Source organism: Streptomyces globisporus (assembly GCF_003501885.1).
Lineage (GTDB): Bacteria > Actinomycetota > Actinomycetes > Streptomycetales > Streptomycetaceae > Streptomyces > Streptomyces globisporus_D.
The window spans coordinates 1-24,343 of record NZ_QWFA01000080.1; the positions used below are offsets into that span (position 1 = coordinate 1).

Genomic DNA, 24,343 nt, shown 5'->3' on the forward strand with positions numbered 1-24,343 from the left:
GAGGGAAGCGGGGCTGGGCACGGGGCGGGTCCTTTCGTTCGGCCGGACTCCAGCGTCGCACGCCTGCCGCCGGAGCCGGAGGTAGCCTGCCCGTATGACGCCGCAGCGACTCGAGCCCATGCCCGGCGACTGGCAGCGCGCCCTGGCCGTGGTCGCCCACCCCGACGACCTGGAGTACGGGGCGGCCGCAGCCGTGGCCGAGTGGACCGACGGCGGGCGCGAGGTCGTCTACCTCCTCGCCAGCCGCGGCGAGGCCGGGATCGACACCCTGCCGCCCGAGGAGTGCGCACCGGTGCGCGAGCGGGAGCAGCGGGCGAGCGCCGCCGTCGTCGGCGTACGCACGGTGGAATTCCTGGACCACCGCGACGGCGTCATCGAGTACGGCACCGGGCTGCGCCGCGACATCGCCGCGGCCATCCGCCGTCACCGCCCCCAACTGGTCGTCACCCTCAACCACCGGGACACCTGGGGCGGTGTCGCCTGGAACACCCCCGACCACCGTGCGGTCGGGCGCGCCACCCTGGACGCCGTCGCCGACGCGGGCAACCGCTGGATCTTCCCGGAACTCGGCGAGCAGGGACTTGAGCCGTGGGGCGGGGTGCGCTGGACCGCCGTGGCGGGCAGCGACCGGCCCACCCACGCGGTCGACGCGACGGCCGGCCTCGAACGCTCGGTCCGGTCCCTGCTGGAGCACCGTACGTACATCGAGGCGCTGACCCAGGAGGACCCGGAGCGGTACTGCCGGACCTTCCTCACGGGCATGGTCGAGGCTGCCGCCGAGCAGTTCGGCGGCCGGCCCGCGGTCACCTTCGAGGTCTTCGCGCAGTAGACCCGTTCACGGCCGAGGGTTTGTCCGGTTGACAATGCGGCTTGCCGATTCTGCAATGTGTGGATGAAGGAACACGACCGGGACGATCCGGAACTGGAGTCCGTCCTCTCCGGCGTCGGCCCCCGGCTGCGCCGACTGCGCAAGGACCGCGGGGTCACCCTCGCCGCCCTCTCGGCCGCCACCGGCATCTCCGTCTCCACGCTCTCCCGGCTGGAGTCCGGCGGCCGCCGCCCCAGCCTCGAACTGATGCTGCCGATCGCCCGCGCCCACGAGGTGCCGCTCGACGACCTCGTGGGCGCCGCACCGGTCGGCGACCCCCGGGTGCGGGCCAAGCCGATCGTGCAGCACGGCCGGACCATGCTGCCGCTGACCGCCCGGCCGGGCGGCCTCCAGGCGTACAAGCTGATCCAGGAGCCGGGCAGCGGCGGCCCGCCGGAGCAGCGCACGCACGAGGGGTACGAGTGGCTGTTCGTGCTCTCCGGGAAACTGCGGCTGCTCCTGGCCGAACACGATCTGGTGCTGGAGCCCGGGGAGGCGGCCGAGTTCGACACCCGGCTGCCGCACTGGTTCGGCCCGGCCGAGGACGAGAGGGTGGAGTTCCTCAGCCTCTTCGGCCCGCAGGGCGAGCGCATGCACGTACGGGCGAAGCCCAAGCGCGGCTGAGGCCAGAAGCCTTCCGAGGCCGCGGACGGGGTGTTCCCAGATCGGCAAGCGACCGCTTAGTATGCGGCGCAGCAGTGGTAATGCCGACCGCTTCGGCGGTTGAAGCCGACAGTGTTGTGGAGGCCCCTCATGCAGGCATGGCGAGTACACCGGAACGGCGAGCCGGGCGAGGTGATGCGGCTGGAGGAGACGGGCCGGCCCACGCCCGGCGACGGGCAGGTGCTCGTCGAGGTCCGCGCGGCGAACGTCAACTTCCCCGACGCCCTGCTCTGCCGGGGCCAGTACCAGGTGCGGCCGCCGCTACCGTTCACCCCGGGCGTCGAGGTGTGCGGCACCACCGAGGACGGGCGGCGGGTCCTCGCCACCCCCGCCCTGCCCCACGGCGGCTTCGCGGAGTACGTGGTCGCGGACGAGGCGGCCCTGCTGCCCGCCCCCGACGCCCTGGACGACGCCGAAGCGGCCGCCCTGCACATCGGCTACCAGACCGGCTGGTTCGGCCTGCACCGCCGCGCCCACCTCCAGCCCGGCGAGACCCTCCTCGTCCACGCGGCGGCCGGCGGCGTCGGCAGCGCCGCCGTCCAGCTCGGCAAAGCCGCGGGTGCGAAGGTCATCGGCGTCGTCGGCGGCCCCGACAAGGCGGCCGTCGCCCGCGAGCTCGGCTGCGACCTGGTCATCGACCGGCGGAGCGAGGACATCGTCGCCGCCGTGAAGGAGGCCACCGGCGGGCGCGGCGCGGACGTCGTCTACGACCCGGTCGGCGGCGACGCGTACGCCAAGTCCGCCAAGTGCGTCGCCTTCGAGGGGCGCATCCTCGTCGTCGGCTTCGCCAGCGGCGTCATCCCCACCCCGGGCCTCAACCACGCCTTGGTGAAGAACTACTCCGTCGTCGGACTGCACTGGGGCCTGTACAACACCAAGGACCCGGCCGCCGTCCGCGCCTGCCACGACGAGCTGACCAAACTCGCCGAGCAGGGCATCGTCAAACCCCTGGTCAGTGAGCGCGTCGCGATGGCCCGAGCGGCCGACGCCGTCCAGCGCGTCGCCGACGGCACCAGCACCGGCCGCATCGTCGTCCTGCCCGGAGGCGCCCGATGAGCCCCGCAGTCGACGCCGCCGAGGTCCGCCGCCGCACCCGCGAGCTGCTCGCCTCGCACCCGCCCGCCACCACCGGCCGCACCGACTTCCTGAAGGCCCGCTTCGACGCCGGACTCGCCTGGGTCCACCACCCGGTGGGCCTCGGCGGGCTCGACGCGCCCCGCTCCCTCCAGCAGGTCGCCGACGCCGAACTCGCCGCCGCCGACGCGCCGGACAACGACCCGCGCCGCATCGGCATCGGCCTCGGCATGGCCGCGCCCACCATCCTCGGCTTCGGGACCGACGAGCAGAAGCGCCGCTTCCTGCGCCCGCTCTGGGTCGGCGAGGAGGTCTGGTGCCAGCTGTTCAGCGAGCCGGGCGCCGGGTCCGACCTGGCGGCCCTGGCCACCCGGGCCGTGAGGGACGAGACCGGCGACTGGATCGTCGACGGCCAGAAGGTCTGGACGTCCAGCGCCCATCTGGCCCGCTGGGCCATCCTCATCGCCCGCACCGACCCGGACCTGCCCAAGCACCGGGGCATCAGCTACTTCATCTGCGACATGACCGACCCCGGCGTCGAGGTCCGGCCGCTGCGCCAGATCACCGGCGAGGCCGAGTTCAACGAGGTCTTCCTCACCGGCGTACGCATCCCCGACAGCCACCGGCTCGGACCCGTCGGCGAGGGGTGGAAGGTCGCCCAGACCACCCTGATGAACGAGCGCGTCTCCATCGGCGGCTCCCGCATCCCCCGCGAGGGCGGCATGATCGGCCCGGTCGCGAAGACCTGGCGCGAACGCCCCGAGCTGCGCACCCCCGACACCCACCAGCGCCTGCTGACCCTCTGGGTCGAGGCCGAGGTCGCCCGGCTCACCGGCGAGCGGCTGCGCCAGCAACTCGTCGCCGGACAGCCCGGACCCGAGGGCTCGGGCATGAAGCTCGCCTTCGCCCGCCTCAACCAGGAGATCAGCGGCCTGGAGGTCGAACTCCTCGGCGACGAGGGCCTGTTGTACAGCGAATGGACCATGGTCCGCCCGGAGCTGGTCGACTTCACCGGACGGGACGCCGGCTACCGCTATCTGCGCTCCAAGGGCAACTCCATCGAGGGCGGCACCAGCGAGGTCCTGCTGAACATCGTGGCCGAACGCGTCCTCGGGCTGCCCGCCGAGCCCCGCAACGACAAGGACGTCGCCTGGAAGGACCTGAGCCGATGACCGTGCCCACCCCCGCCGCCACCCCCGACCTGCTCTACTCGCAGGACGAGGAGGACCTCCGCTTGGCCGTGCGCGCCCTCCTCGCCGACCGGGCCGCCGCGCCGACGGTGATCGCCGCCACCGAGTCCGACACGCCGTACGACCCGCGGCTGTGGTCCTCGCTGGCCGCCGACATCGGCGCGGCCGGACTCCTCGTCCCCGAGAAGCTCGGCGGTCAGGGCGCGTCCCACCGCGAGGCCGCCGTGGTCGTGGAGGAGCTGGGCCGCAGCGTCGCCCCCGCCCCCTATCTGACCAGCTCCGTCGTGGCCACCGAGACCCTGCTGGCGTCGGCCGCCGTGGACGGACCGGCCGCAGCCCTTCTCGGCGAACTGGCCTCGGGCGCCCGTACGGCCGTGCTCGCCGTACCCTTCGCGACCCCGCCCGCCGGCGCGGGGCCGGTCCTCGCCGCGCTCGACGGAACGGTCCGGGGCATCGCCGACGCGGCGGCCGCCGACGTCCTGCTGGTGCCGACCGCCGAAGGGCTTTACGCGGTCGAGACCTCGGGCCCCGGGGTCGCCGTGGAATCGCTCGTCCCGCTCGACCTGACCCGCCCGCTCGCCGCCGTCACCCTGACCGGGGCGACCGGGACCCTGCTGGCCGACGCGGACGCCGGCGCCACCGCCGTACGGCGCGGACTGCTCGCCGGGGCCGGACTGCTCGCCTCCGAACAGCTCGGGATCGCCGAATGGTGTCTGACCGAGACCGTCCGCCACACCCGCGAACGCCACCAGTTCAACCGGCCGGTCGGATCGTTCCAGGCGCTCAAGCACCGGATGGCACAGCTCTGGCTGGAGGTCGTCTCTGCCCGCGCCGCCGCCCGCAACGCCGCCGACGCGCTGGCCACCGGTAGCCCCGACGCCCCGCTCGCCGTCGCGGTGGCCCAGGCGTATTGCTCGGGCGTCGCCGTGCACGCCGCCGAGGAGTGCGTCCAGCTGCACGGCGGGATCGGCATGACCTGGGAGCACCCCGCGCACCTGTACCTCAAGCGCGCCAAGGCGGACTCTCTGGCGTACGGCTCGGCGGGCAGTCACCGCCAGGCCGTCGCGGAGCTGGCGGAGCTGCCGGCACCGTAGCGCCTCCGCTCGGATCATCCTCCGGCCCCGGAAGCCCGCCGCACTTGTCGCGGTGGGCCTCCGGGGCCGTCCGCGTCCCCTCAGGCGGGGTCCTTTGCCGCGTCCTCGGTCACCGGAGGGCGGGTGGCGCTCAGCCAGCGTTCACTGCGGGCGATGTGCGCGGCCGCCGCGCTCGCCGCTGCGGCCGGATCGCGGTTCGCCAGGGCGGCGACGATCGCCCGATGGTCCTCGTCGCCCGCGCGCTTGAACTCCGGGCCCTCCGGCAGTGCGAACACGCGGTAGTGCCGGGACCGGGACCGGAAGACCGTGAGCAGCGCCTCCATGGAGGGGCTGCCGCCGATGCGGGCGATCTCCGCGTGGAACCGGTGGTCGTAGTCGGCGAACTCCGCCGGGTCCTCACTGGCCTCGATCGTCTCCAGCCAGCCCTGGAGGGTCGCCAGCTCCTCCGGGGTGATCCGGGCGGCGGCCTGGGCCATCACGTGCGACTCCAGTACCCGCCGGATCTCGAAGAGCTCCAACAAGCCGTCCAGGGGCAGTAGTTCGACGGTCAGGGACAGCCGCCCGAGCAGATCCTCCGGCCGCAGCGCCGAGACGTACGTCCCCGATCCGTGCCGCGCCTCGGCCGCCCCCAGCGCCGCCAGCATCCGCACCGCCTCCCGCAGCGATCCCCGGGAGACCCCGAGCTCCTCGCAGAGGTCCGCTTCCGGTGGGAACCGCTGGCCGGCCGCGAGGCGGCCACTGGAGATCATCCGGCGCAGGCCGTGGAACGCCTTGTCGACTGCGGACATCGGGGCCTCTCTCCGTATCGGCCCGGTGTCATGCCGAGCAGGGCGTCAGTTTAGGCGAGTCGTCGTATGTCATCGCAACGTAATCACAAGTCATTGGATAACTTACGTCGAACTCTTGCCCATCGAGCGGGGGGAGGGCAGTATTCCGGCCAAGTCATCACACCTCTTCTCGTCCATGTCTGATGTCCTGCCGTTTCTGGGAGTTCTGTGCCCACCATCGACCTCGTCCCCGCACCCCCGCCACTGGCCCTTCCCGACGGCCGCCCGGCCGCCGCCGCCTGGTCCCTCGATCCGGCGGTCAAGCACCTGAACCACGGATCGTTCGGTGCCGTGCCGCTCGTGGCCCAGCGGGAGCAGGACCGTCAGCGCCGACTGATGGAGGCGTCACCCGTGCAGTGGTTTCCCGCTCTGCCGGGGAAGATCGCGGCCGCGCGGAGCACGCTGGCCGGCTTCCTCGGAGTCGCGGTCGACGACCTCGCCCTCGTCCCCAACGCCAGCGCCGGCGCGAGCGTCGCCTACAACAGCCTTCCGGCATGTCCCGGCGGGGAAGTGCTGGTCACCGATCACGGCTACGGCGCGGTCACCATGGGGGCGGAACGCCTCGCCCGGCGATGGGGCGGCACCGTGCGTACGGCCCACGTCCCGCTCGACGCCGACGAGGACACCGCGTACGCGTGCGTGACCGCCGCGATCGGCGAGGCGACCGGCCTCGTCGTGATCGACCACATCACCTCGGCGACAGCCCGCTGGATGCCCGTCGGGCGCATCGCCGCCGAAGCGCGCCGCCGGGGTGTCCCCGTCCTCGTGGACGGAGCCCATGTGCCCGGGCTCGCGGCCGACCCCCTCGCCGGAGTCGACTGCGACATCTGGGTCGGCAACCTGCACAAGTTCGGCTGCGCCCCGCGAGGCACGGCAGCGCTGGTCGCGCGTACCTCCCTGCGCGACAGCCTCTTCCCCCTCATCGACTCCTGGGGCGCCCGCGACCCCTTCCCCGAACGGTTCGACATCCAGGGCACCGTGGACGCCACCAGCTATCTGGCGGCCTCCACCGCGCTCGACTTCGTGGGCGACACCTGGGGATGGGAGACCGCCCGCACCTACATGGAGGAGCTGGCGGACTACGCGGAGCGGATCGTGGCCGAGGCGTTCTGCGAACTCACCGGCGAGGACTGCCGCGTCGACGTCGGCATGCCGGTCGGCGCCCTGCGACTCGTACGCCTTCCCGCCCCGCTCGCCGCCACCCATCCCGAGGCCGACGCGCTCCGCGACCGGGTGGCGAGGGAGCTGGGCGTGGCGGCCGCGTTCACCAGCTTCGGCGGCGTCGGCTACCTGCGTCTGTCGACGCACGTGTACAACACGGCCGCCGACTTCGAGTACTTCGCCGAACACTGCGTCCCCGCACTCGGCGCTTGGTCCCGCAACGAAACCCACGGAGGACTTCGATGAAACGCAGGAACACGGTCGTCGCTCTGGGCCTGGCCCTCGGACTGACGGCGACCGGCTGCTCCGCCATGGGCGGCGGATCCGGCGACGGAACGGTCACCCTGAACATGGTCGAGAGCCTGACCAACCCCGCGCGCACGGAACTGCTGCAGCAGCTCATCGGCGACTTCGAGAAGCAGAACCCCACGATCAAGGTGAACCTGGTGTCGCCGCCGACCGCGCAGGCGGACCAGAAGATTCAGCAGATGCTCCAGTCCGGCAGCGGGGTCGACACCGTGGAGGTCAGGGACATCACGGTCGGCCCCTGGTCGAACAACAAGTGGCTCCACGACATGGGTCCGGACCTCAAGGGCTGGTCCGGCTGGCAGCAGCTCACCGAGAACGCCGCCGAGGCCGCCAAGGACGAAGAGGGCCGCACGTACTTCGTGCCGTACGGCTTCTACGGGCTCAGCCTCTTCTACCGGAAGGACCTCATAGCCGAGGCCGGGTACGACAAGCCGCCCGGCACCTGGGACGAACTCCTCCAGCAGGCGAGCGCCGTCCAGGACAAGGCCAAGCGGCGCTACGGCTACGCCTTCCGGGGCGGGCCCAACGCCGTCAGCAACGTCACCGCGGTCATCGAGGCGTACGTCGCCGACCGCATCGACCCCGCCGACGGCTACCGGCTGACCGACGGCAGCACGATCTTCTCCGCGCCGGAAGCGGCCGAGGCGCTCAAGACGTACATCGAGATCTTCAAGAAGGCCGCACCCCCGTCCTCCGTGGCCTGGGGCTATCCCGAGATGGTCGAGGGCTTCTCCAACGGATCCACGGCGTTCCTCCTCCAGGACCCCGAGGTGATCGCCACCCTGCGGAAGTCCAAGGCGATCACGGAGGAACAGTGGACCACCGCTCCGCTCCTCGCCGGCCCGGGCGGAAAGGCCGTACAGCCGCTGGCCACCGCGGGGTGGGGCGTGGCCAAGGGGAGCAAGCACACGGCGGAGGCCGTGAAGCTGGTCGAGTTCCTGTCGGAGGGCGAAGCGTCGACCACGTTCGCCCAGGAGAACAGCCTCGTCCCGATCCTGAAGGAGGCGGCCGAGGACTCCTTCTACAAGACCGGCCCCTGGGCCAGCTACGTCACGATGAACGAGAACCCGGACCGGTATCTCACCGCCACCCAGCCCCGGGACGTGCCGTGGTTCACCGAGTGGACGCAGAAGGCCGACGCGGACGTCCAGCGCGTCCTCCTCGGCAAGATGACGCAGGAACAGCTCCTCGCCGACTGGGACGCGTACTGGACCGCCAAGCGGAAGAGCGAGAAGAGCTGACATGCGCGCAGGTACGGCTCCACCGCCCCCGGAGAAGGTCCGGCGACGCTCCGGGGGCCCGCGCCGGGCGCAGCCGGCGGAAGGCGGGCGGCGCAAGCGGGAGTTCACGACGCGCCGAGGCCTGACCATCGCGGCGTTCATGACGCCGGCGGCTCTCTTCGTGGCGTTCTTCACCTACTACCCGATGATCGCCGGAAGCCAGATGGCCTTCCGCCACTGGAACCTCTCCGACCTGACCGACACGTCCTTCGTCGGATTCGGCAACTTCAAGGCCATCTTCGGCGACCCGCTGTGGGGCACCGTACTGAGCAACACCGCCCTCTGGGTGGTCGCCTCGATCGTGCCCCAGCTGGTCATCGGTTTCGCGCTGGCCCTGTGGCTACGACGGCGCTTCCGCTTCCGCGGTCTCTACCAGGCGCTGATCTTCTTCCCCTGGGCGATCTCCGGCTTCCTGATCGGGATCCTGTTCCGCTGGATGTTCAACAGTGAGTTCGGCGTCGTCAACGATCTGCTGATGAAGGCGTCGCTGATCGACGAACCGGTGGCCTGGCTGGCCGACCCCAAGACGGCCATGGTCGCGATCATCGTCGCCAACATCTGGTACGGGGTGACCTTCTTCGCGATCATGATCCTCGCGGCGCTGCAGTCGATCCCCGACGAGATCTACGAAGCCGCCGCGCTCGACGGCGCCGGGAAGGTGCGCACCCTCTTTCGGATCACCATCCCCTACATCCGGGCGACGCTGGCCCTCACGGTGCTGCTGCGGGTGATCTGGATCTTCAACTTCCCGGACATCATCTTCGGCACCACGGGCGGCGGTCCGAACAACGAGACGCACATCGTCACCACCTGGATGATCACGATCATGCAGCAGGGCGACTACGGCAGGGCGTCCGCCCTCGGGCTGCTGATCGTCGCCGGGCTCCTGCTCTTCTCCGTCTTCTACCTCACGGCCACCGAAGAGAAGGGGGTGCGGCGGTGAACACCCGCGAGTCCCGGGCCGGCAAGGCCGCGAGGATCGGCTTCCTCACGCTCTGGCTGATCTTCACGATCTTCCCGCTGTACTGGATCACCATCACGTCCTTCAAGCCCGCCGGCGACATCTTCACCTTCCCCCTCGCGTACTGGCCCGAGGACTTCTCCCTCGAGAACTACTCCGGCCTGTTCGGCGCGTCCCGGTTCGGCACCTATCTCCTCAACAGCCTGATCGTGTCGGCGGTGGCCGGGACCGTGGCGACCGTGATCTCGATGCTCTCGGCCTACGTACTGGCCCGGTTCGAGTTCCGGACCAAGACCGCACTGCTGATGGCCGCCCTGGTCACCCAGATGATCCCCAGCTTCATCGCGCTGGGGCCGCTGTACCTGCTGATGACCGACCTGCGGCTCGTCGACAACCGGCTCGGACTCGTCCTCGTCTACATCGCGGTCTGCATCCCGTTCTGCACGGTCATGCTCCGCGGATTCTTCGCGAACATCCCGGACACCCTCGAGGAGGCGGCCATGATCGACGGCTGCTCACGGCTCGGCGCACTGTTCCGGGTGCTGCTGCCCGTGATGAAGCCGGGCATCGTGGCAGCCTTCATCTTCAACTTCGTCAACTGCTGGAACGAGCTCTTCCTGTCGGTCACGCTGATGAACAGCGACGACAACAAGACCGTGCCGACGGCTCTCAACGGGTTCATCTCCAGCTTCAACATCGACTGGGGCTCGATGTCCGCGGCCGCCGTCCTGACGATCCTCCCGACCATGGTGCTGTTCGCCTTCGCCAGTCGCCACATCGTGCAGGGCCTCACCGCGGGTGCCGTCAAGGGGTGACCCCGGCCAGGGCCGTCGCCGCCATCACAGGCCGAAGAAGTGCGGCGACGGAGCGTGCTGTTTAATTGCGTAGTGCTCGCAATTACAGTCGATCTTGAATAGGGATGTGCAGAGTATGACGGCCCGATCGATACGGGTGGCGGTCGCCGCCACACTGGCGACCGCCCTGTCCCTGACCGCGGCGGCCTGCTCGAACCCGGACAGCGCCAAGAGCGGATCCGGGTCCGGCTCCACCTCGGCCGTCGTCGGCATCGCCTACGAGCCCGACAGCCTGAGCCCGCTGCTCGGCTACGGCAAGGACGGCAACTCCAAGATCTTCGACGGGCTGCTCGCCCTGGACGTGGACATGAAGCTCCGCCCCGCCCTCGCCGCCCAGCTCCCCGAGGTCAGCGCCGACGGCCTGACGTACACGTACAAGCTGCGCCAGGGCGTGAAGTTCAGCGACGGCAAGGCGTTCGGCGCCAAGGACGTCGTCTTCACCTACCGCACCATCCTCGACGAGAAGACCAACAACCCCTCCCGCACCGAGTTGGACGCCGTCAAGGACGTCACGGCGCAGGGCGAGGACACGGTCGTCTTCACGCTCAAGTACCCCTACGCGCCGTTCGCCCAGCGCACCGTCCTGCCCATCGCCCCCGAGCACATCGCGGGCCGGCAGGACGTCAACACCGGGGCCTTCACCACCGAGCCGGTCGGTACCGGTCCCTACGTCCTGACCAAGTGGTCCAAGGGCGAGAAGCTCAGCTTCACCGCCAACCCCGACTACTGGGGCGGCGCACCCGAGGTGAAGAAGTTCACCATGGCGATCATCAAGGACGACGACGTGCGCGCCACCCGGCTGCGCTCCGGCGACCTCGACGGCGCGATCCTGCCGCCCAACCTCGCCAAGGGCTTCGCCGACGACAAGGCCAAGAAGACCTACGCGGCGAACAGCTACGACTACCGCACGGTGACGTTGCCCACCAACAACAAGGTCGCGGGCGACACCGCCGTGCGCCGCGCCCTCGATGTGGCGGTCGACCGGCAGGCGATGGTCGACGCCATCCTCAACGGCAGCGGCAAGCCCGCCTACGGCCCGGTCCCCACCGACAGCGAGTGGTTCACCAAGGGCACCGAGCGCACGCACGACCTCGCCGCGGCGAAGAAGATCCTGGACGAGGCCGGATGGAAGCCCGGCAAGGACGGCGTCCGCGTCAAGGACGGGGTGCGCGCCACCTTCCCCCTCTGGTACCTCAGCGGTGACAAGCTCCGCCAGGAGCACGCCCTCGCCTACGCCTCCGACGCCAAGAAGGCGGGCATCGACATCCGCACCGAGGCCGGGACCTGGGAGGTCATCGAGCCCCGTATGAAGCATGACGCGGTGCTCGCGGGCGGCGGCTCCCCGGCCGACCCCGACTTCGACCAGTACACCCTGCTCAAGTCCTCCCTCGCCGGCGACGGCTTCAACAACATGGCCTGGTACGACAACAAGGCCGTCGACGCGGCGATCGAGGCCGGCCGCAAGAGCGGGGACAAGGCCGAGCGGAAGAAGGCGTACGACACCGTCCAGCGCGAGCTTGTGAAGAACCCGGGCTACACCTTCCTCACCCACATCGACCACCTCTACGTCGTCGACGACCGCTTCGGCGCCCTCACCACCCAGGTCGAGCCGCACGACCACGGGCTGGCCTCCGGCCCCTGGTGGAACGTCGAGAAGTGGTCCACCGGGAACACCGGGGACGCGAAGCAGTGAGCCGCCGCCTCCCCTGGGGGCCGATGGCGCGGATGGCGGGACGGCGGGCCCTGTTCGCCGTCCCCGTTCTCGGCGTCGTCACCTTCGGCGTCTTCGCCGTCGCCGCCGCGTCCCCCTTCGACCCGGTCAAGGCCTATGCGGGCACCGCCGGGCTCACCGCATCGCAGGAGAACCTCGACCAGCTGCGGGCCAACCTCGGCGTCGACCAGCCGCTGGTGGCCCGCTGGTGGGACTGGCTGACCTCCGCCGTCCAAGGCGACTTCGGCGACTCCAGCGTGATGCGCCAGCCCGTCGCGGACGTCATCGCCGAACGCATGGGCTGGTCCGTCCTGCTCGCCGCCACCGCCTTCCTCGTCGCGATCCTCCTCGGCACCGGACTCGGCGTCCTGGCCGCCCGCAGGCCCGGCGGCTGGCTCGACCGCTGCGTCAGCTCCGTCGCGTACACCCTGGAAGCCGCCCCCGCCTTCTGGCTCGGGCTGCTCGCCATCTGGTTCTTCGCCCTGAAGCTCGACGTCCTGCCGGCCGGCGGGCTCACCGACGCCGCCAGCGACGTCGTCACCTTCGGCCAGGTCGCCTCCCACCTGGTGCTGCCCGCGGCGGTCCTCGGCATCTCCCAGCTGCCGTGGTTCTTCCTGTACGTACGCCAAGGGGTCGCCGACGCGCTGGCCGAGGACCCGGTCCGCGGCGCCCGCGCCCGGGGACTGAGCGAACGCACCGTGCTCCTCGGCCACGCCCTGCGCTCCGGGATGCTGCCGATGCTCACCCTGATCGGCTCCCGCGTCCCCGAACTCATCACCGGCGCGCTGCTCGTCGAGACGGTCTTCAGCTGGCCCGGCATCGCCGCCGCCACCGTCCAGGCCGCCACCTCGGTGGACTTCTCCCTGCTCGCCGCGCTCACGGTGCTCGCCACGGCCGCCGTCCTGCTCGGCAACCTGCTCTCCGACCTCCTCTACGGACTCGCCGACCCCCGGGTGGCCTTCGATGGCTGAGACCGCACTCGCCCAGCCCGGGCGCGCCACCCGCCGCGTCCGGGTCGTCACCTCGGCGGTGATCGTCACTGCCGTCGCGCTCGCCGTCCTCGTCGTCCCGCCGCTGGCCCAGCTCGACCAGCAGGCCGTCGACCTGGCGAACAAGCTCGATCCGCCATCCCTCGCCCACCCGTTCGGCACCGACGACGTCGGCCGCGACCTCCTGCTGCGCTGCGTCTACGGGCTGCGCGTATCCCTGCTCGTCGGCCTGGTCGCCGCCCTCACCGCCACCGTCATCGGCACCGCGATCGGCGCGCTCGCCGGGGCGTTCGGCGGCTGGACGGACCGGGTCGTGATGCGCGTCGTGGACGCCCTGTCCTCCATCCCGCACCTGCTGCTCGGCATCTTCATCGTCGCGATGTTCCGGCCCGGCGTCTGGCCGGTGATCGTCTCGGTCGCCCTGACGCACTGGATCTCCACCGCCCGGATCGTCCGCTCCGAAGTGCTCTCGCTGCGCTCGCGCCCCTTCATCGACGCGGCCGTCTCCGGTGGCGCCTCCCGCACCCGGGTGATCGTCCGTCATCTGCTGCCCGGCGTGCTGCCGCAGGCGGGCCTGGCGGCGGTGCTGATGGTGCCGCACGCCATGTGGCACGAGTCAGCGCTGTCCTTCCTCGGGCTCGGCCTCCCGGCCCACCAGGCGAGCCTCGGCAACCTCGTCCAGTCCGCGCGCGGTTCGCTGCTCGCGGGCGACTGGTGGCCCACCCTCTTCCCCGGCCTCTTCCTGATCATCCCGACCCTCGCGCTCGCGGGACTCGCCGGAGCCTGGCGCGACCGGATCAACCCGCGCCGGAAATCGGAGCTGATGCTGTGACCGCCGAGCCCCCTGTCCTGGACGTCCGGGACCTCTCCGTCCGCTTCCGCATGCGCGGCGGCCGGGACATCGCCGCCGTCACCGACGCCCGCTTCTCCGTCGCGCCGGGGGAGTGCCTCGCCCTGGTCGGCGAGAGCGGCTGCGGCAAGTCCGTCCTGGCTTCCGCCCTGCTCGGCCTGCTGCCCGCCAACGCCCGGACCACCGGCAGCGCGCTGCTCGCCGGGGACACGGACCTGCTCACCGCCGGCGAACGCACCCTCGCCCGCACCGTACGGGGCCGGCGCATCGGCCTCGTACCGCAGAGCCCCGCCGCCCACCTGACCCCCGTGCGCACCGTCCGGGCCCAGCTGGAGGAGAGCCTGCGCGAGCTGACCGGAGCGCGGGGCGGCGAGCTGCCGAAGGCCGGCGTGGCGGCCGCCGCCCGGGCCTCGTTCCCCGAAGGCCACCTCGACCGCTACCCGCACGAGCTCTCCGGCGGCCTCGCCCAGCGCGCCGCGACCGCCCTGGCGTTGATCGGCGACGCCCCGCTGCTGCTCGCCGACGAACCGACCACCGGACTCGACCGGGACCTCGTCGAGCGGACCGTGGACGAACTGCGCCGCCACACCGACGAGGGCCGGGCCCTGCTGATCATCACCCACGACCTGGCCGCCGCCGAACGCATCGCCGACCGGGTCGCCGTCATGTACGCGGGCCGGATCGTCGAGATCGCGGACGCGGAGACCTTCTTCGGCGCACCCGGCCCCCGCCACCCGTACGCCAAGGGCCTGCTGGACGCCCTGCCCGAGCGGGAGTTCACCCCGATCCCCGGGATACCGCCGGAACTGGGGGCCCTGCCCGACGGCTGCGCCTTCGCCGACCGCTGCGCCTACGCCGACGCCCGCTGCACCGGCGAACGCCCGGCCTTCACGGCGGGCCTGGCCTGCCACCACGGGCCGACCGGACGGGCACCCTCCCCGACGAAGGAGCCCGCCGATGCTTGAGCTGACCCGGATCACCGCCGGCTACGACCGCCACGAACCCGTCGTCCGCGACGTGTCCCTGCACGTCGGTGCGGGCGAGGCGGTCGGGCTGCTGGGCCCCAGCGGCTGCGGCAAGTCCACCCTGGCCAAGGTCGCCGCCCTCCTGCACCGCCCGGACGCCGGAACCATGACCCTCGACGGCACGGTGATACGCGGCTGGCGGCACCGGGCCCCGCGCGAGCAGCGCACCGCCGTCGGCGTCGTCTTCCAGCAGCCCCGGCTCTCCGCCGACCCCCGCCTCAGCCTGCGCGAACTGATCGCCCAGCCGCTGCGGTCCACCGGCCGCCGCCGGGACGTCCCCGAGCGGGTGGCGGAACTGGCCCCGCTGGTCGGTCTCTCCGACGAGCTGCTGGAGCGCCGGCCGCACGCGGTGAGCGACGGCCAGCTCCAGCGGGCCTGCCTCGCCCGGGCCCTGGTGCTGCGGCCCCGGTTGCTGATCTGCGACGAGATGACCGCGATGCTCGACGCCTCCACCACGGCCGCCCTGGTCGCCGTCGTCGAGCGCTACCGCGCCGAGTCCGGGGCGGCCCTGCTGGCCGTCGGCCACGACCGGGTGCTGCTGGAGCGCTGGTGCGACCGTACGGTCCGCTGGGACGAGCGCGACACCGAGAAGGCACCGGCCGCGGCCGCCGGGTGAACCGCGGCGGGTGAACCACTAGGACAGCGAGTCGACGACCACGGAGGCTGCTTCGGCGATCAGCCGGTCGTCCGGCTCCGCGTCCTTCGTACCGCGGTGCGACAGGATGGCGATCACGATGGGCGCGGAGTCCGGGGGCCACACCACGGCGATGTCGTTGCGGGCCCCGTAGTAGCTGCCGGTCCCGGTCTTGTCGCCCACGACCCAGTTCTTCGGCACACCCGCCCTGATCACCGCGTCCCCGGTGGTGTTGGTCCGCAGCCACGTCGTCAGCTGCGCCCGCTCGGGTGCGCGCAGGGCCTTGCCCAGGACGAACGCGCGCAGATCCCCGGCCAGCGCCCGGGGCGTGGAGGTGTCCCTCTTCTCGCCGGGGACCCAGCGGCTCAGCTCCGGCTCCTCCCGGTCCATCCGTGTGACGTCGTCGCCGAGCTTCTCCAGCGAGGCGTCCAGGCCCTTGGGCCCGCCGACGTGGTCGAAGAGGAGGTTGGCCGCGGTGTTGTCGCTGTAGCGCACGGAGGCGTCGCACAGCTCCTTCAGCGTCATGCCGGTGTCCACGTGCTTCTCGGTCACCGGGGAGTGGGCGACCAGGTCCTCGCGGGTGTAGGTCACCCGCTTGTCCATGCCGTCCAGGGAGTAGGTGGAGAGCACGACCGCGGCCTGGAGCGCCTTGAAGGTGGAGTTGTAGGCGAAGCGCCCCCGGTCGTTGTGGGTCACCTCGCGTCCGGTGCCGGTGTCGATCGCGTAGACGCCGAGCCGCGCGTCGAACTTCCGCTCCAACTCCTTGAAGTCGCCGGTGTACGGCCGCGCGGCGGCAGCGGAGGCCGTCGTGCTCGCGGCGGGCTTGGCGGAGGAGGGCGGCGCGGTGGAGTCGCTCTGCCCGCAGGCCGCCAGCGGGGCGAGGGACAGCGCGGCGACCAGACCGGTGACGGCGGTCCTGACGCGGGGGTGATGCATGGGCGATACCTCCTGGCGCTCCGGAGCGGAGCGCATCGGGGACGGGGCCGCATGACTCCATCCCGGTTTGTGATCATGCCTGCCGACGCCACTTTCGTCCCCGCCGGTCATGCGGTCCAATACGCTCATGCGCGTTTCCATGCCGAAACCGCATAGGCTCGGGGTGTGGATCTGGTCGGAGCATGTCGGGCGTTCGTCAGCGTCAGCGAGTACGGCGGCTTCACCGACGGGGCGGCCGCGGCGGGGATGTCCCAGTCGGTGGCGAGCCGCCGGGTCGCGGCCCTGGAGGAGCGCTTCGGCGAACAGTTGTTCGAACGCACGTCGCGGCGGGCGGTGCTCACCCCTTTCGGGCGCGACATGCTGGCCGCCGCCAGACAGCTCGTCCAGGCGGCCGACGTGCTGGTGGAGGAGGCCGAAGCCGTCAAGGACAAGCCCTGGCGACTGGCCGTCCCCGCCATCTGCTCCGCGTCCGCCCTCGCGCACCTGGTCGCCGAGGCACGGGGGCACGGCGTCCGGCTCGACCTGCGGCCCGCCGGACCGGCGCGCCGCAGGGAGCTCATCCAGGCCCAGCAGGTGCGCGCCGCTCTCCTCGCCGTACCCGCGGAAGGGGCGCCCTGGTCCGTGCCGCTGGGGCTGGCCGGGGCGCGGGACGGCGGGGTGCGGCGGATCTACGTCGAGACACTGCGGCTCGGACGCGGTGCGCCGGGCCCGGCCCGCCGTATCTGGATCCAGCCGGAGGACGACGTACCGCACATCCGCGACCCCCTGACGCGGCTGCGCGACGCGGTCGGCCTGCGGCCCGCGCAGGTTCTCGCCGCTCCGGACCTGACCGCCGCCGCGGCCGAAGTCCTCTGCTCCGACGACCTGCTGCTGTGCTCCCGGGCCCAGGCGGAAGAACTCGCCCTGGCCTGGCACCCCATCGGAGAGATGACGCCGCGCCGGGGCTACGCCCTCACGGTCGTGGCGGACGGCAACCCCCTGCCCATGGAGGCGCGGCTGGGCGAGGCCGTCGTCCGCTGTCTGGGCGCGGACGACCCGGCCGGCGCCGGGGGAGGGAAGGCGGCATGAACACCGAGGCCCTGGTGCGGGACGTGCGTGCCCGGCTGTCCGAAGGCGGCCTGCGCGCGTGCCTGCTGGTACGGGACCTGGCCACGGGGGAGGAGCTGGGCATCGAGCCGGACACGGACCTGCCGTCGGCCTCCCTGGTCAAGGTTCCGCTCGCGCTCGCCACGCTCGAACGCATCCGGCGCGGCGAGCTGGACGGCGCGACCCTGCTGGACGTGGCGCCCGGGGGCGTCACCACGCCGGGCCCGACCGGGCTCAGCCGCTTCCGGCACCCCGCCCGGATCGCGATCGACGACCTGCTCTACCTCAGCACCTGCCTGAGCGACGGGACGGCGGCCGACGCGCTGTTCGACCTCACTCCGCCCGCCCGGGTCGCCGAACTCCTCCGGGAGGCCGGCCTGCGCGGGATCACGGTCCGGCACCGCACGGAGGAGCTGTTCGACACGCCCGTGGAGCGTTTCGACGCCGACCAGGTGCACCTCGCCCACGCGCTGGCCATCGACGCGGGCACCAGCGGCCGCGGCCACCGGGTGCCCCAGCTCGACACGACCCGCGCCAACACCGGCAGCGCACGCTCCTTCGTCGACCTCCTCCAGGCCGTGTGGACCCCGTCGAAGATCCATCCGGAAGTGGCCGAACGGCTGCGCGGTCTCCTGGCCCACAACGTGCTGCGCCATCGGCTGACCCCCGACTTCAGTTCCGACGCGAGCCGGTGGTCCTCCAAGACGGGCACCCTGCTGAACCTGAGGCATGAGATCGGCGTCGTGGAGCACGCCGACGGACAGACCTTCGCCGTCGCCGTCCTGACCGAGTCGTCGGTCCCGGCCGGCGCACAGCCGGGCGCCGACGGACTGATGGCCGAAGCCGCCCGGCGGCTGCGCGACCATCTCCGACAGCTGTAGGTCTTCCGCCGGTCGTCTCCCACCGGCAACACGGCCCCGAGGTGGCCACGGCGTGAAACATCGCCGAACACCTGTCAGGTACCTGACGGAAGATCGGTCGCGCCCCCATACTCGACGCGACCCCGTCCGCCGCTCAGGGAGTCCCCATGGCCCACCTCACCCGCCGCCGCGCGCTCACCGTCGCCCTCGCCACCGCCGCCGCGGGCGTCGCCGTCCCCGCCGCGACGGCGGCCGCCGCACCCGCCCGCCCGCGCGGCCCGCGTCCGTTACGCCACGCCCACGCGCACAACGACTACCTCCACCCGCGTCCCCTGCACGACGCGCTGGCCCACGGCTTCACCAGCGTCGAGGCGGACATCTTCCTGGTCGACGGCGAACTGCTCGTCGCCCACGAACCCGCCACCCTCGACCCCACCCGTACCCTCGCCTCCCTCTACCTGGACCCGCTCGCCGCCCTCGTCCGCGCCGGGCACGGCAGCGTCCACCCGCACCACCGGGCCCCGCTGCAACTCCTCATCGACATCAAGGCCGACGGCGTCGCCGCCTACCACGAGCTGGATCGGCAACTGCGCCGCCACCAGCGCATGCTCACCCGCTACCAGCACGGCCGCGTCGTCCCCAAGCCCGTCACCGCCGTCATCTCCGGCGACCGCACCGCCCGGGCCCCCATGGAGGCCCAGCGCACCCGCCTCGCCTTCTACGACGGCCGCCTCGACGACCTCGGCACCCCGGCCCCCGCCTCCTTCGCCCCGCTCGTCAGCGCCAACTGGACCCAGAGCTTCAGCTGGCTCGGCGCGGGCCCCTTCCCCCGGGCCGAGCGCGACCGGCTCCGCACCCTCGTCACCACCGCCCACCGCGAAGGCCGCCGCATCCGCTTCTGGGCCACCCCGGACGTCGCGGGCCCCGAACGCGAGTCCGTCTGGTCCGAACTGCTCGCCGCCGGGGTCGACCACCTCAACACCGACGACCTGGCGGGGCTCGAGAAGTTTCTGCGCGCCGGGCGGAACACCGTGCCGACCCCGTAACGCGCGACCTCCCGGAAGTACCCGTTCGGCGGACACGCCAGTGCGCCGAACGGCCCCTCCGCTGCGCCACACTGGCGGCCGAAAGCCGCAAATCAGGCGCGGCGGAGGAGGCTGGTCATGGCTGTTTCGATCTCACTGGTGCTGCTCCTGGTGATCCTCGCGGTGATCTTTCTGCGCAACGGCGGACTGAAGGTCTCGCACGCCCTGGTCTGCCTCCTGCTGGGCTTCTTCCTGGCCGGTACGAGCATGGCGCCGACCATCCACGACGGCGTCGGGGCCACCGCCGACCTGGTCAGCAGCCTGCACCCCTGACGGGCCCCGCCACCGCGTTCCGTACGGCGCCGCCACCGATCCCGTAAGAGGGACCGTGTGGGGACCGTCCGCATCCGCACCGGGCATCCCGCACAATGGGCAGATGTCTTTCCCGCCCTCCGGCCGGCACTCGGGCGCCGCCCACCACGAGTACTGCAACACCGCCCTGTGCTGCCGGTGCCAGATGCGGACCTGGACGACCAAGGCGGGCAACGAGCGGCTCTGCGGACCGTGCGCCGCCTGCTGCCACGAGTGCGGCCGGGCCCCCGCGCCCCATCTGGACGGCCTCGACGGCGGGCTGTGCGCCGAGTGCCGCGGACTGTGCGGCCGCTGCCACGCACCCCGGCGCCCCGACGGCTCCTGCTCCTGCGACCGCTGGCGGGAGAACGCCCGGAGCAACCCCCGCGGCTATGTCCTCCAGGCCCTGCCGCACCAGCTCCTCCAGGCCCTCGGGGGCAGGGTGCCCAGCACCGTCCACGACCTCATCCACCAGGAGATCGCCGTCCGCAGCGCCGCCCAGCTCCGCGAGCGCATCGAACGGCGCTGGAACCTGCGCTGGGCCCACGCGCTGGGTGAGCTGGACGAGGACGGCCGTCGCCGGTGGAGCGCCCAGGACATCGCCGAACAGCTCCTGCGGCCCGGCTCCTGCACCGACCCGCTCTGCGAGGACGGCTACCACCTCACGACCGACGCGCCGTGCGCCCACTGCCGGCAACCCCTGCACCGCTTCGTCACCTCGGTCGCCGACCACACGGCGACCTCGGAGCACGCACGCTCCACCGCCGCGGAGATCCGGCGGGCCATGAAGGACAACCGCTCCCGCCCGAAGCGCCCGCAGCGCTGAGGAACCCCGCCCCGGCACGGGCACGTTGCGGCAGATTCGCCGCCCGCGACACCGCCTGACGGTCAGTACGCCTCCTCATCCGTTCCGGTCCACCAGGCGGGAACGGGTGAGGAAGCGCACCCCTTCCGGGGCCTCCAGCGAGAAGCCGCTGCCGCGGCCCTCCACCACGTCCACGATCAACCGGGTGTGGGCCCACACCGCGTACTGGCTCCGCGACATCCAGAAAGGCACCCTTTCGGCCAGGCCTTCGAGGGCGAGTTCCGCCAGCAGCACATCGGCGTCCCCGGTGCGGAACTCACCCGCCGGATAGCACATCGGCGCGCTGCCGTCGCAGCAGCCGCCCGACTGATGGAACATCAACGGACCGTGGTCCGCCCGCAGCCGCCGCAGCAGACCGGCCGCGGCGGGCGTCAGCTCGACGGCGGGTGATTTCGGGTCACACTCCATGGACCTGCCCCTTTCCGGCCGCGGCAGCGCTGCGACAACCGGACGCAAGTCAACTCGACCGGACGTTGCGACCGGGTTGCACACCCTATGCTCGCGGCCATGGAGCAACGGGAAGTCGTGAAGCGCGTGATCGGCATCCTCACAGAGGCGCGCGAAATGCAGCGTCTGCTGGAGGCGGACCTCGAACGGGAAGATCTGGACGCGGGAGCGGGCGCCGTCACCGCCCTGCTGAACGAGACGATGCCCCACATCGCCATCCCCGACGACTTCTCCGTCGAGGAGGTGGTCGCCGTCGTCGGGCGCGAGGTCGGCGGCGCGGTCGAACAGCTCGTGAGCGCCTTCACCCTCGCGTTCACGATGCTCGCCCAGGTCCATGACTCCGGGCAGACCGACGTGTCGTCGGCCGACGTCCTCCAGGACCTCGCGCTGCGGGTCGAGGGCGGCGGACCGGACGAAGACGACAATCCGCTGCTGTAGCCCCCTGCGTTTCCCGGCGCGCGTATGCATAGTGGAGGGAGGAAGCGCGTATCTCCCTCGCGGCATGGAGGCAGCTGTGGGAAAGAGCACCGAGATAGCCCGCGCCAAGGCGCGGAGGCTCAGAGGCATGATCAAGGAATCGGACGGCATCGCCCTCGAGAACGAGCGGCTGAAGGCCGAAGGCAGGAGGGAACAGGCCGAGGCCCGCCGCGAGGAGGCCCTGGCACGCGGGTCGCGGGCTGCTTCCGGCCGCTGAGAGTGGGCGAGGCGCCCGTGCCGTCACCGTACGGCCCGAGCGCCTTCGCGAGGCGGCACGGCCGTCACTACCGGGCGAGGGCCGACTCCCGGACCGTCTCGGCGGTCTCCCGGTCGAGCGCCGCCCTGACCAGCGCAGCGGCGAACGCGGCCCGGTCCCGGCCGCGCGCCACGTCGAGGAGCCGATCACCAGAGGTCGGCAGACCGAGGCGCTCGGCCCCCTGAAGCCCTTTGGCACCGACCCAGAACCCGGTCTCCGGCCATACGGCCTGTACCTCGCGTACGAAGATGTCCGCCCCCGCCGGGCCGATCCCCGGGACGCGCTGAAGCCCCGCCCGCAACACCCCCGTGTCGCCGTCCGCCTCCGCGCGCAGCCGGCGCAGGTCGCCCTTCCAGACGTCGAGGACGAGGTGGGCGCCCTCCCCGAGCTGGGTGGAGGTCCGCTCGTCGTAGCGGCGGTAACCGCCCTCGCCCAGCGCGTCCACGCGCTGCTGCCAGGTCGCGTCCGCCATCCGGCGAGGGGTGCGCATCCCGTGCGCGAACAGCGCCCGCGCGGCGGCCACGGCGACCGGGGCACGGATCCGGGCGCTCAGCAGATGGCTCAGCACCAGAAGCTGGTAGAGCGGCTGCGGGGTGTCGCGCAACCGGATCCCCGCCTCCGCCGCATACGTCCGCCCGCACTCCTCCAGCAGCGCGTCGGTGATCCGGCGCGCCGATGCGGACACCGTGCCGGTCATCCGTAACCGAAGATGCGGGCGAGGAAGAATCCGGCGACCACGAGCGCTCCCAGCACGATCAGGGAGGTCCAGACGCCCGGGTGCTCCCACAGCCCTCCGTCCGCCCGTTCCTCGTGGGCCTCGCTGATGGAACCCTCGGCCGGCGGTGTCTCTCCTGGGGGATTCACTAGTACAGCCATGTGTCCAGGGTCTCTCCGACCACGGCCCCGCGCACGCCGTACGGCCCCGCACCCGGATGCGGGGCCGTACGGCGGAGCCCGGCCGCAGGGAGCGCTGCGGCGGGGCGAATCGGGGCACCGTCAAGGAATGCCCCGAGTCTCCGCCCCCGTCGTCAAGCTCGTGCAGCGCACCACCGAACCCGCCGGGGTGCAGACGTTGCGCTCGACGGCCGCCGCCGTCATCGCCTACTCCGTGGCCGTCTGGCTCCTGCCCGAACCGGCCCCGCTCACCGCGCCCCTCACCGCGCTCCTGGTCGTCCAGGTGACCCTCTACGCGACCCTCACGACCGGCATCCGCAGGGTGAACTCGGTCATCGTCGGCGTCCTCATCGCCATCGGCTTCAGCTCCCTGGTGGGGCTGAGCTGGTGGAGCCTCGGCCTCACCATCTTCACCTCGCTGCTGATCGGGCGGCTGGTCCGGGTCAACGAGTTCGTGCCCGAGGTGGCGATCAGCGCGATGCTCGTCCTCGGCGTCTCCCAGGTCGCCGACACCGCCTGGGACCGGGTGTGGGAGACGCTGATCGGCGCGGTGGTCGGGCTCCTGTTCAACCTGCTGCTCGCCCCGCCCGTCTGGGTCGGCTCGGCCGGGTCCTCCATCGAGTCGCTGGCCGCCCGGATGGGCACGATGCTGCGCAGCATGGGCGAGGAGGTCGTCGGGAACAACCCCGTCTCCCGGGCCGCCGCCCGGCCGCACGAGGCCCGCAGGCTCGACCACGACATCGTGGAGGTCGACGCCTCCCTGCGCCAGGCGGAGGAAAGTCTCACCCTCAACCCCAGGGTGAGACAAGGACTGCTGCACCGGGTCGTCCTGCGCACCGGACTCGACACCCTGGAGATCTGCGCCGTCGTCCTCCGCGTCCTCTCCCGCACCCTCACGGACCTGGCGAAGGCCCGCACCGAGGAGTCGCTCTTCCCCGCCGACGTGTCGGACCTGCTCCAGGAACTCTTCGGCCGCCTCGCCGAGGCCATCGAGAGCTTCGCCGTCCTGGTCACCACCCAGCTCGCCGCCGACGCTGAGGCGGCCGAGGAACGGCTCGCCGACGCACTCGTCCGCAGCCGCGCCACCCGCGACCGGGTCGCCGACCTGCTGCTGGAGGACGTCCAGGAGCACCCGCGCCAGTGGCAGCTGCATGGCGCCCTGCTCGCCGAGATCGACCGGGTGCTGGCCGAGCTCGACATCGAGGAGCGCACCAAACGGCTCGGCGAGGAGCTGGACCGCCGCTCGGGGGAGGCGCACGCGCGCCACCCCCGGCTGCGCGCGCTCGTACGGCGACTCGGGCGGCAGCCGGCCTGACCGCCCGCGCCGCGGCTCCACCGCCGATTCCGGCGATACGGCCCCGGCCACGCGGGATGCGGAGGCGGCCGGTCGCTGGTTCGCTGGGGGCAGAGGTCCCGTACCCGGCGTCGAAGGAGTGGTGATGAGCGGTTCGGACGAACCCGCCGACCTGGCTCGGCAGATGCGTGAGAAGGCCCAGCAGCTCCACGAGGAGGCAGAGCGCGCGAGCGATCCCCAGGAACGCGAGCGGCTGGAGAAGAAGTCCCGGTCGATCCGGGACCGGAGCGAGCAGCAGAGCGCCATGGAAGCCGGGGACATCTATCCCCAGAAGTAGCCCCGCCGACGCCTGCCCACCCACC

The 24,343-nt window shown here is 72.0% G+C and carries 28 protein-coding genes; 23 read left to right on the plus strand and 5 right to left on the minus strand.

Annotated elements, in window-relative coordinates:
- The first annotated feature begins 94 nt into the window (after positions 1-94).
- The 5 genes from D3105_RS16695 to D3105_RS16715 all read left to right on the plus strand — a co-directional run bounded on the left by D3105_RS16695 (position 95) and on the right by D3105_RS16715 (position 4,889).
- Positions 95-829 carry a PIG-L deacetylase family protein gene (locus D3105_RS16695; protein WP_118903983.1) on the plus strand — a complete coding sequence of 245 codons (735 nt, stop codon included), beginning with the start codon at positions 95-97 and terminating at the stop codon, positions 827-829.
- Positions 830-892: 63 nt separating this feature from the next.
- Positions 893-1,492 carry a helix-turn-helix domain-containing protein gene (locus D3105_RS16700; protein ID WP_030717436.1) on the plus strand — a complete coding sequence of 200 codons (600 nt, stop codon included), beginning with the start codon at positions 893-895 and terminating at the stop codon, positions 1,490-1,492.
- Positions 1,493-1,621: 129 nt separating this feature from the next.
- The gene (locus D3105_RS16705) at positions 1,622-2,587 is read left to right on the plus strand and encodes an NADPH:quinone oxidoreductase family protein (protein ID WP_118903984.1); all 966 of its coding nucleotides are present in this window, start codon (positions 1,622-1,624) and stop codon (positions 2,585-2,587) included.
- Positions 2,584-3,777, plus strand: coding sequence for an acyl-CoA dehydrogenase family protein (locus tag D3105_RS16710; protein ID WP_118903985.1), 1,194 nt, complete (start codon positions 2,584-2,586; stop codon positions 3,775-3,777). Before D3105_RS16705 ends, D3105_RS16710 begins: the two co-directional genes overlap by 4 nt.
- Positions 3,774-4,889, plus strand: a complete 1,116-nt coding sequence (locus D3105_RS16715; protein WP_118903986.1) for an acyl-CoA dehydrogenase family protein — start codon at positions 3,774-3,776, stop codon at positions 4,887-4,889. The genes D3105_RS16710 and D3105_RS16715 overlap by 4 nt, the downstream gene beginning before the upstream one ends.
- 80 nt (positions 4,890-4,969) lie before the next feature.
- Here D3105_RS16715 and D3105_RS16720 read toward each other — a convergent pair whose 3' ends face one another.
- Positions 4,970-5,677 carry a FadR/GntR family transcriptional regulator gene (locus D3105_RS16720; protein WP_118903987.1) on the minus strand — a complete coding sequence of 236 codons (708 nt, stop codon included), beginning with the start codon at positions 5,675-5,677 and terminating at the stop codon, positions 4,970-4,972.
- Between the two features lie 207 nt (positions 5,678-5,884).
- Here D3105_RS16720 and D3105_RS16725 point away from each other — a divergent pair, with 207 nt between their 5' ends.
- The 9 genes from D3105_RS16725 (at position 5,885) to D3105_RS16765 (ending at position 15,472) form a co-directional block, all read left to right on the plus strand.
- On the plus strand, positions 5,885-7,123 hold the full coding sequence (locus D3105_RS16725) for an aminotransferase class V-fold PLP-dependent enzyme (protein ID WP_118903988.1): 1,239 nt from the start codon (positions 5,885-5,887) through the stop codon (positions 7,121-7,123).
- A complete protein-coding gene (locus D3105_RS16730) occupies positions 7,120-8,427 on the plus strand; it encodes an ABC transporter substrate-binding protein (protein WP_118903989.1) in 1,308 nt (435 codons plus the stop codon). The genes D3105_RS16725 and D3105_RS16730 overlap by 4 nt, the downstream gene beginning before the upstream one ends.
- 1 nt (position 8,428) lies before the next feature.
- Positions 8,429-9,409, plus strand: a complete 981-nt coding sequence (locus tag D3105_RS16735; protein WP_118903990.1) for a carbohydrate ABC transporter permease — start codon at positions 8,429-8,431, stop codon at positions 9,407-9,409.
- Positions 9,406-10,242, plus strand: a complete 837-nt coding sequence (locus tag D3105_RS16740) for a carbohydrate ABC transporter permease (protein ID WP_118903991.1) — start codon at positions 9,406-9,408, stop codon at positions 10,240-10,242. Before D3105_RS16735 ends, D3105_RS16740 begins: the two co-directional genes overlap by 4 nt.
- Positions 10,243-10,357: 115 nt before the next feature.
- Positions 10,358-11,974, plus strand: coding sequence for an ABC transporter substrate-binding protein (locus D3105_RS16745; RefSeq protein WP_118903992.1), 1,617 nt, complete (start codon positions 10,358-10,360; stop codon positions 11,972-11,974).
- A 23-nt stretch (positions 11,975-11,997) separates the two neighbouring features.
- Positions 11,998-12,963, plus strand: coding sequence for an ABC transporter permease (locus D3105_RS16750; RefSeq protein ID WP_118903993.1), 966 nt, complete (start codon positions 11,998-12,000; stop codon positions 12,961-12,963).
- Positions 12,956-13,813 carry an ABC transporter permease gene (locus D3105_RS16755; RefSeq protein WP_118903994.1) on the plus strand — a complete coding sequence of 286 codons (858 nt, stop codon included), beginning with the start codon at positions 12,956-12,958 and terminating at the stop codon, positions 13,811-13,813. Before D3105_RS16750 ends, D3105_RS16755 begins: the two co-directional genes overlap by 8 nt.
- A gap of 50 nt (positions 13,814-13,863) precedes the next feature.
- Positions 13,864-14,796, plus strand: a complete 933-nt coding sequence (locus tag D3105_RS16760; protein WP_240646933.1) for an ABC transporter ATP-binding protein — start codon at positions 13,864-13,866, stop codon at positions 14,794-14,796.
- On the plus strand, positions 14,789-15,472 hold the full coding sequence (locus D3105_RS16765; protein WP_118903996.1) for an ABC transporter ATP-binding protein: 684 nt from the start codon (positions 14,789-14,791) through the stop codon (positions 15,470-15,472). The genes D3105_RS16760 and D3105_RS16765 overlap by 8 nt, the downstream gene beginning before the upstream one ends.
- Before the next feature lie 18 nt (positions 15,473-15,490).
- Here D3105_RS16765 and bla read toward each other — a convergent pair whose 3' ends face one another.
- Positions 15,491-16,426: a class A beta-lactamase gene (gene bla / locus D3105_RS16770; RefSeq protein ID WP_118903997.1), complete on the minus strand. Its 936-nt coding sequence runs from the start codon at positions 16,424-16,426 to the stop codon at positions 15,491-15,493.
- A gap of 165 nt (positions 16,427-16,591) precedes the next feature.
- Here bla and D3105_RS16775 point away from each other — a divergent pair, with 165 nt between their 5' ends.
- From D3105_RS16775 to D3105_RS16795, 5 genes are all read left to right on the plus strand, one after another.
- Positions 16,592-17,494, plus strand: coding sequence for a LysR family transcriptional regulator (locus D3105_RS16775; protein WP_118903998.1), 903 nt, complete (start codon positions 16,592-16,594; stop codon positions 17,492-17,494).
- Positions 17,491-18,393 (plus strand): serine hydrolase, encoded by a 903-nt coding sequence (locus D3105_RS16780; protein ID WP_118903999.1) that lies wholly within the window; start codon positions 17,491-17,493, stop codon positions 18,391-18,393. Before D3105_RS16775 ends, D3105_RS16780 begins: the two co-directional genes overlap by 4 nt.
- A gap of 146 nt (positions 18,394-18,539) precedes the next feature.
- Complete coding sequence (locus D3105_RS16785; protein WP_118904000.1) at positions 18,540-19,418, plus strand: phosphatidylinositol-specific phospholipase C/glycerophosphodiester phosphodiesterase family protein; 879 nt, start codon at positions 18,540-18,542, stop codon at positions 19,416-19,418.
- Positions 19,419-19,535: 117 nt separating this feature from the next.
- Positions 19,536-19,730 carry a hypothetical protein gene (locus D3105_RS16790; RefSeq protein ID WP_010059139.1) on the plus strand — a complete coding sequence of 65 codons (195 nt, stop codon included), beginning with the start codon at positions 19,536-19,538 and terminating at the stop codon, positions 19,728-19,730.
- Positions 19,731-19,833: 103 nt separating this feature from the next.
- Complete coding sequence (locus tag D3105_RS16795) at positions 19,834-20,574, plus strand: hypothetical protein (protein WP_118904001.1); 741 nt, start codon at positions 19,834-19,836, stop codon at positions 20,572-20,574.
- A 75-nt stretch (positions 20,575-20,649) separates the two neighbouring features.
- Here D3105_RS16795 and D3105_RS16800 read toward each other — a convergent pair whose 3' ends face one another.
- Positions 20,650-21,021 carry a DUF779 domain-containing protein gene (locus tag D3105_RS16800; protein WP_118904002.1) on the minus strand — a complete coding sequence of 124 codons (372 nt, stop codon included), beginning with the start codon at positions 21,019-21,021 and terminating at the stop codon, positions 20,650-20,652.
- An 87-nt stretch (positions 21,022-21,108) separates the two neighbouring features.
- Here D3105_RS16800 and D3105_RS16805 point away from each other — a divergent pair, with 87 nt between their 5' ends.
- Both D3105_RS16805 and D3105_RS16810 read left to right on the plus strand, forming a co-directional pair.
- On the plus strand, positions 21,109-21,498 hold the full coding sequence (locus D3105_RS16805; RefSeq protein WP_118904003.1) for a hypothetical protein: 390 nt from the start codon (positions 21,109-21,111) through the stop codon (positions 21,496-21,498).
- A 76-nt stretch (positions 21,499-21,574) separates the two neighbouring features.
- Positions 21,575-21,754, plus strand: a complete 180-nt coding sequence (locus D3105_RS16810; protein WP_118904008.1) for a hypothetical protein — start codon at positions 21,575-21,577, stop codon at positions 21,752-21,754.
- 67 nt (positions 21,755-21,821) lie between these two features.
- Here the strand turns inward: D3105_RS16810 and D3105_RS16815 are convergent, their stop codons facing one another.
- Both D3105_RS16815 and D3105_RS16820 read right to left on the minus strand, forming a co-directional pair.
- Positions 21,822-22,490: an endonuclease gene (locus D3105_RS16815; RefSeq protein WP_118904004.1), complete on the minus strand. Its 669-nt coding sequence runs from the start codon at positions 22,488-22,490 to the stop codon at positions 21,822-21,824.
- Positions 22,487-22,669, minus strand: a complete 183-nt coding sequence (locus D3105_RS16820; RefSeq protein WP_118904005.1) for a DUF6480 family protein — start codon at positions 22,667-22,669, stop codon at positions 22,487-22,489. Before D3105_RS16820 ends, D3105_RS16815 begins: the two co-directional genes overlap by 4 nt.
- A 127-nt stretch (positions 22,670-22,796) precedes the next feature.
- On the opposite strand from D3105_RS16820, the gene D3105_RS16825 reads away from it, so the two are divergent.
- Both D3105_RS16825 and D3105_RS16830 read left to right on the plus strand, forming a co-directional pair.
- Positions 22,797-24,002, plus strand: coding sequence for an FUSC family protein (locus D3105_RS16825; protein ID WP_118904006.1), 1,206 nt, complete (start codon positions 22,797-22,799; stop codon positions 24,000-24,002).
- Between the two features lie 124 nt (positions 24,003-24,126).
- A complete protein-coding gene (locus D3105_RS16830) occupies positions 24,127-24,318 on the plus strand; it encodes a DUF6381 family protein (protein WP_118904007.1) in 192 nt (63 codons plus the stop codon).
- Positions 24,319-24,343 lie beyond the last annotated feature (25 nt).

What these genes read in the sequence shown, in the direction of transcription:
- D3105_RS16760 (WP_240646933.1), top strand. Translation starts at nt 13,864, where the DNA reads ATGCGCGGCGGCCGGGACATCGCCGCCGTCACCGACGCCCGCTTCTCC.
- D3105_RS16785 (WP_118904000.1), top strand. Translation starts at nt 18,540, where the DNA reads ATGGCCCACCTCACCCGCCGCCGCGCGCTCACCGTCGCCCTCGCCACC.
- D3105_RS16765 (WP_118903996.1), top strand. Translation starts at nt 14,789, where the DNA reads ATGCTTGAGCTGACCCGGATCACCGCCGGCTACGACCGCCACGAACCC.
- D3105_RS16710 (WP_118903985.1), top strand. Translation starts at nt 2,584, where the DNA reads ATGAGCCCCGCAGTCGACGCCGCCGAGGTCCGCCGCCGCACCCGCGAG.
- D3105_RS16830 (WP_118904007.1), top strand. Translation starts at nt 24,127, where the DNA reads ATGAGCGGTTCGGACGAACCCGCCGACCTGGCTCGGCAGATGCGTGAG.
- D3105_RS16800 (WP_118904002.1), bottom strand. Translation starts at nt 21,021, where the DNA reads ATGGAGTGTGACCCGAAATCACCCGCCGTCGAGCTGACGCCCGCCGCG.
- D3105_RS16700 (WP_030717436.1), top strand. Translation starts at nt 893, where the DNA reads ATGAAGGAACACGACCGGGACGATCCGGAACTGGAGTCCGTCCTCTCC.
- D3105_RS16745 (WP_118903992.1), top strand. Translation starts at nt 10,358, where the DNA reads ATGACGGCCCGATCGATACGGGTGGCGGTCGCCGCCACACTGGCGACC.
- D3105_RS16695 (WP_118903983.1), top strand. Translation starts at nt 95, where the DNA reads ATGACGCCGCAGCGACTCGAGCCCATGCCCGGCGACTGGCAGCGCGCC.
- D3105_RS16825 (WP_118904006.1), top strand. Translation starts at nt 22,797, where the DNA reads ATGCCCCGAGTCTCCGCCCCCGTCGTCAAGCTCGTGCAGCGCACCACC.
- D3105_RS16750 (WP_118903993.1), top strand. Translation starts at nt 11,998, where the DNA reads ATGGCGCGGATGGCGGGACGGCGGGCCCTGTTCGCCGTCCCCGTTCTC.
- D3105_RS16795 (WP_118904001.1), top strand. Translation starts at nt 19,834, where the DNA reads ATGTCTTTCCCGCCCTCCGGCCGGCACTCGGGCGCCGCCCACCACGAG.
- D3105_RS16730 (WP_118903989.1), top strand. Translation starts at nt 7,120, where the DNA reads ATGAAACGCAGGAACACGGTCGTCGCTCTGGGCCTGGCCCTCGGACTG.
- D3105_RS16755 (WP_118903994.1), top strand. Translation starts at nt 12,956, where the DNA reads ATGGCTGAGACCGCACTCGCCCAGCCCGGGCGCGCCACCCGCCGCGTC.
- D3105_RS16735 (WP_118903990.1), top strand. Translation starts at nt 8,429, where the DNA reads ATGCGCGCAGGTACGGCTCCACCGCCCCCGGAGAAGGTCCGGCGACGC.
- D3105_RS16780 (WP_118903999.1), top strand. Translation starts at nt 17,491, where the DNA reads ATGAACACCGAGGCCCTGGTGCGGGACGTGCGTGCCCGGCTGTCCGAA.
- D3105_RS16820 (WP_118904005.1), bottom strand. Translation starts at nt 22,669, where the DNA reads ATGGCTGTACTAGTGAATCCCCCAGGAGAGACACCGCCGGCCGAGGGT.
- bla (WP_118903997.1), bottom strand. Translation starts at nt 16,426, where the DNA reads ATGCATCACCCCCGCGTCAGGACCGCCGTCACCGGTCTGGTCGCCGCG.
- D3105_RS16715 (WP_118903986.1), top strand. Translation starts at nt 3,774, where the DNA reads ATGACCGTGCCCACCCCCGCCGCCACCCCCGACCTGCTCTACTCGCAG.
- D3105_RS16705 (WP_118903984.1), top strand. Translation starts at nt 1,622, where the DNA reads ATGCAGGCATGGCGAGTACACCGGAACGGCGAGCCGGGCGAGGTGATG.
- D3105_RS16720 (WP_118903987.1), bottom strand. Translation starts at nt 5,677, where the DNA reads ATGTCCGCAGTCGACAAGGCGTTCCACGGCCTGCGCCGGATGATCTCC.
- D3105_RS16805 (WP_118904003.1), top strand. Translation starts at nt 21,109, where the DNA reads ATGCTCGCGGCCATGGAGCAACGGGAAGTCGTGAAGCGCGTGATCGGC.
- D3105_RS16815 (WP_118904004.1), bottom strand. Translation starts at nt 22,490, where the DNA reads ATGACCGGCACGGTGTCCGCATCGGCGCGCCGGATCACCGACGCGCTG.
- D3105_RS16790 (WP_010059139.1), top strand. Translation starts at nt 19,536, where the DNA reads ATGGCTGTTTCGATCTCACTGGTGCTGCTCCTGGTGATCCTCGCGGTG.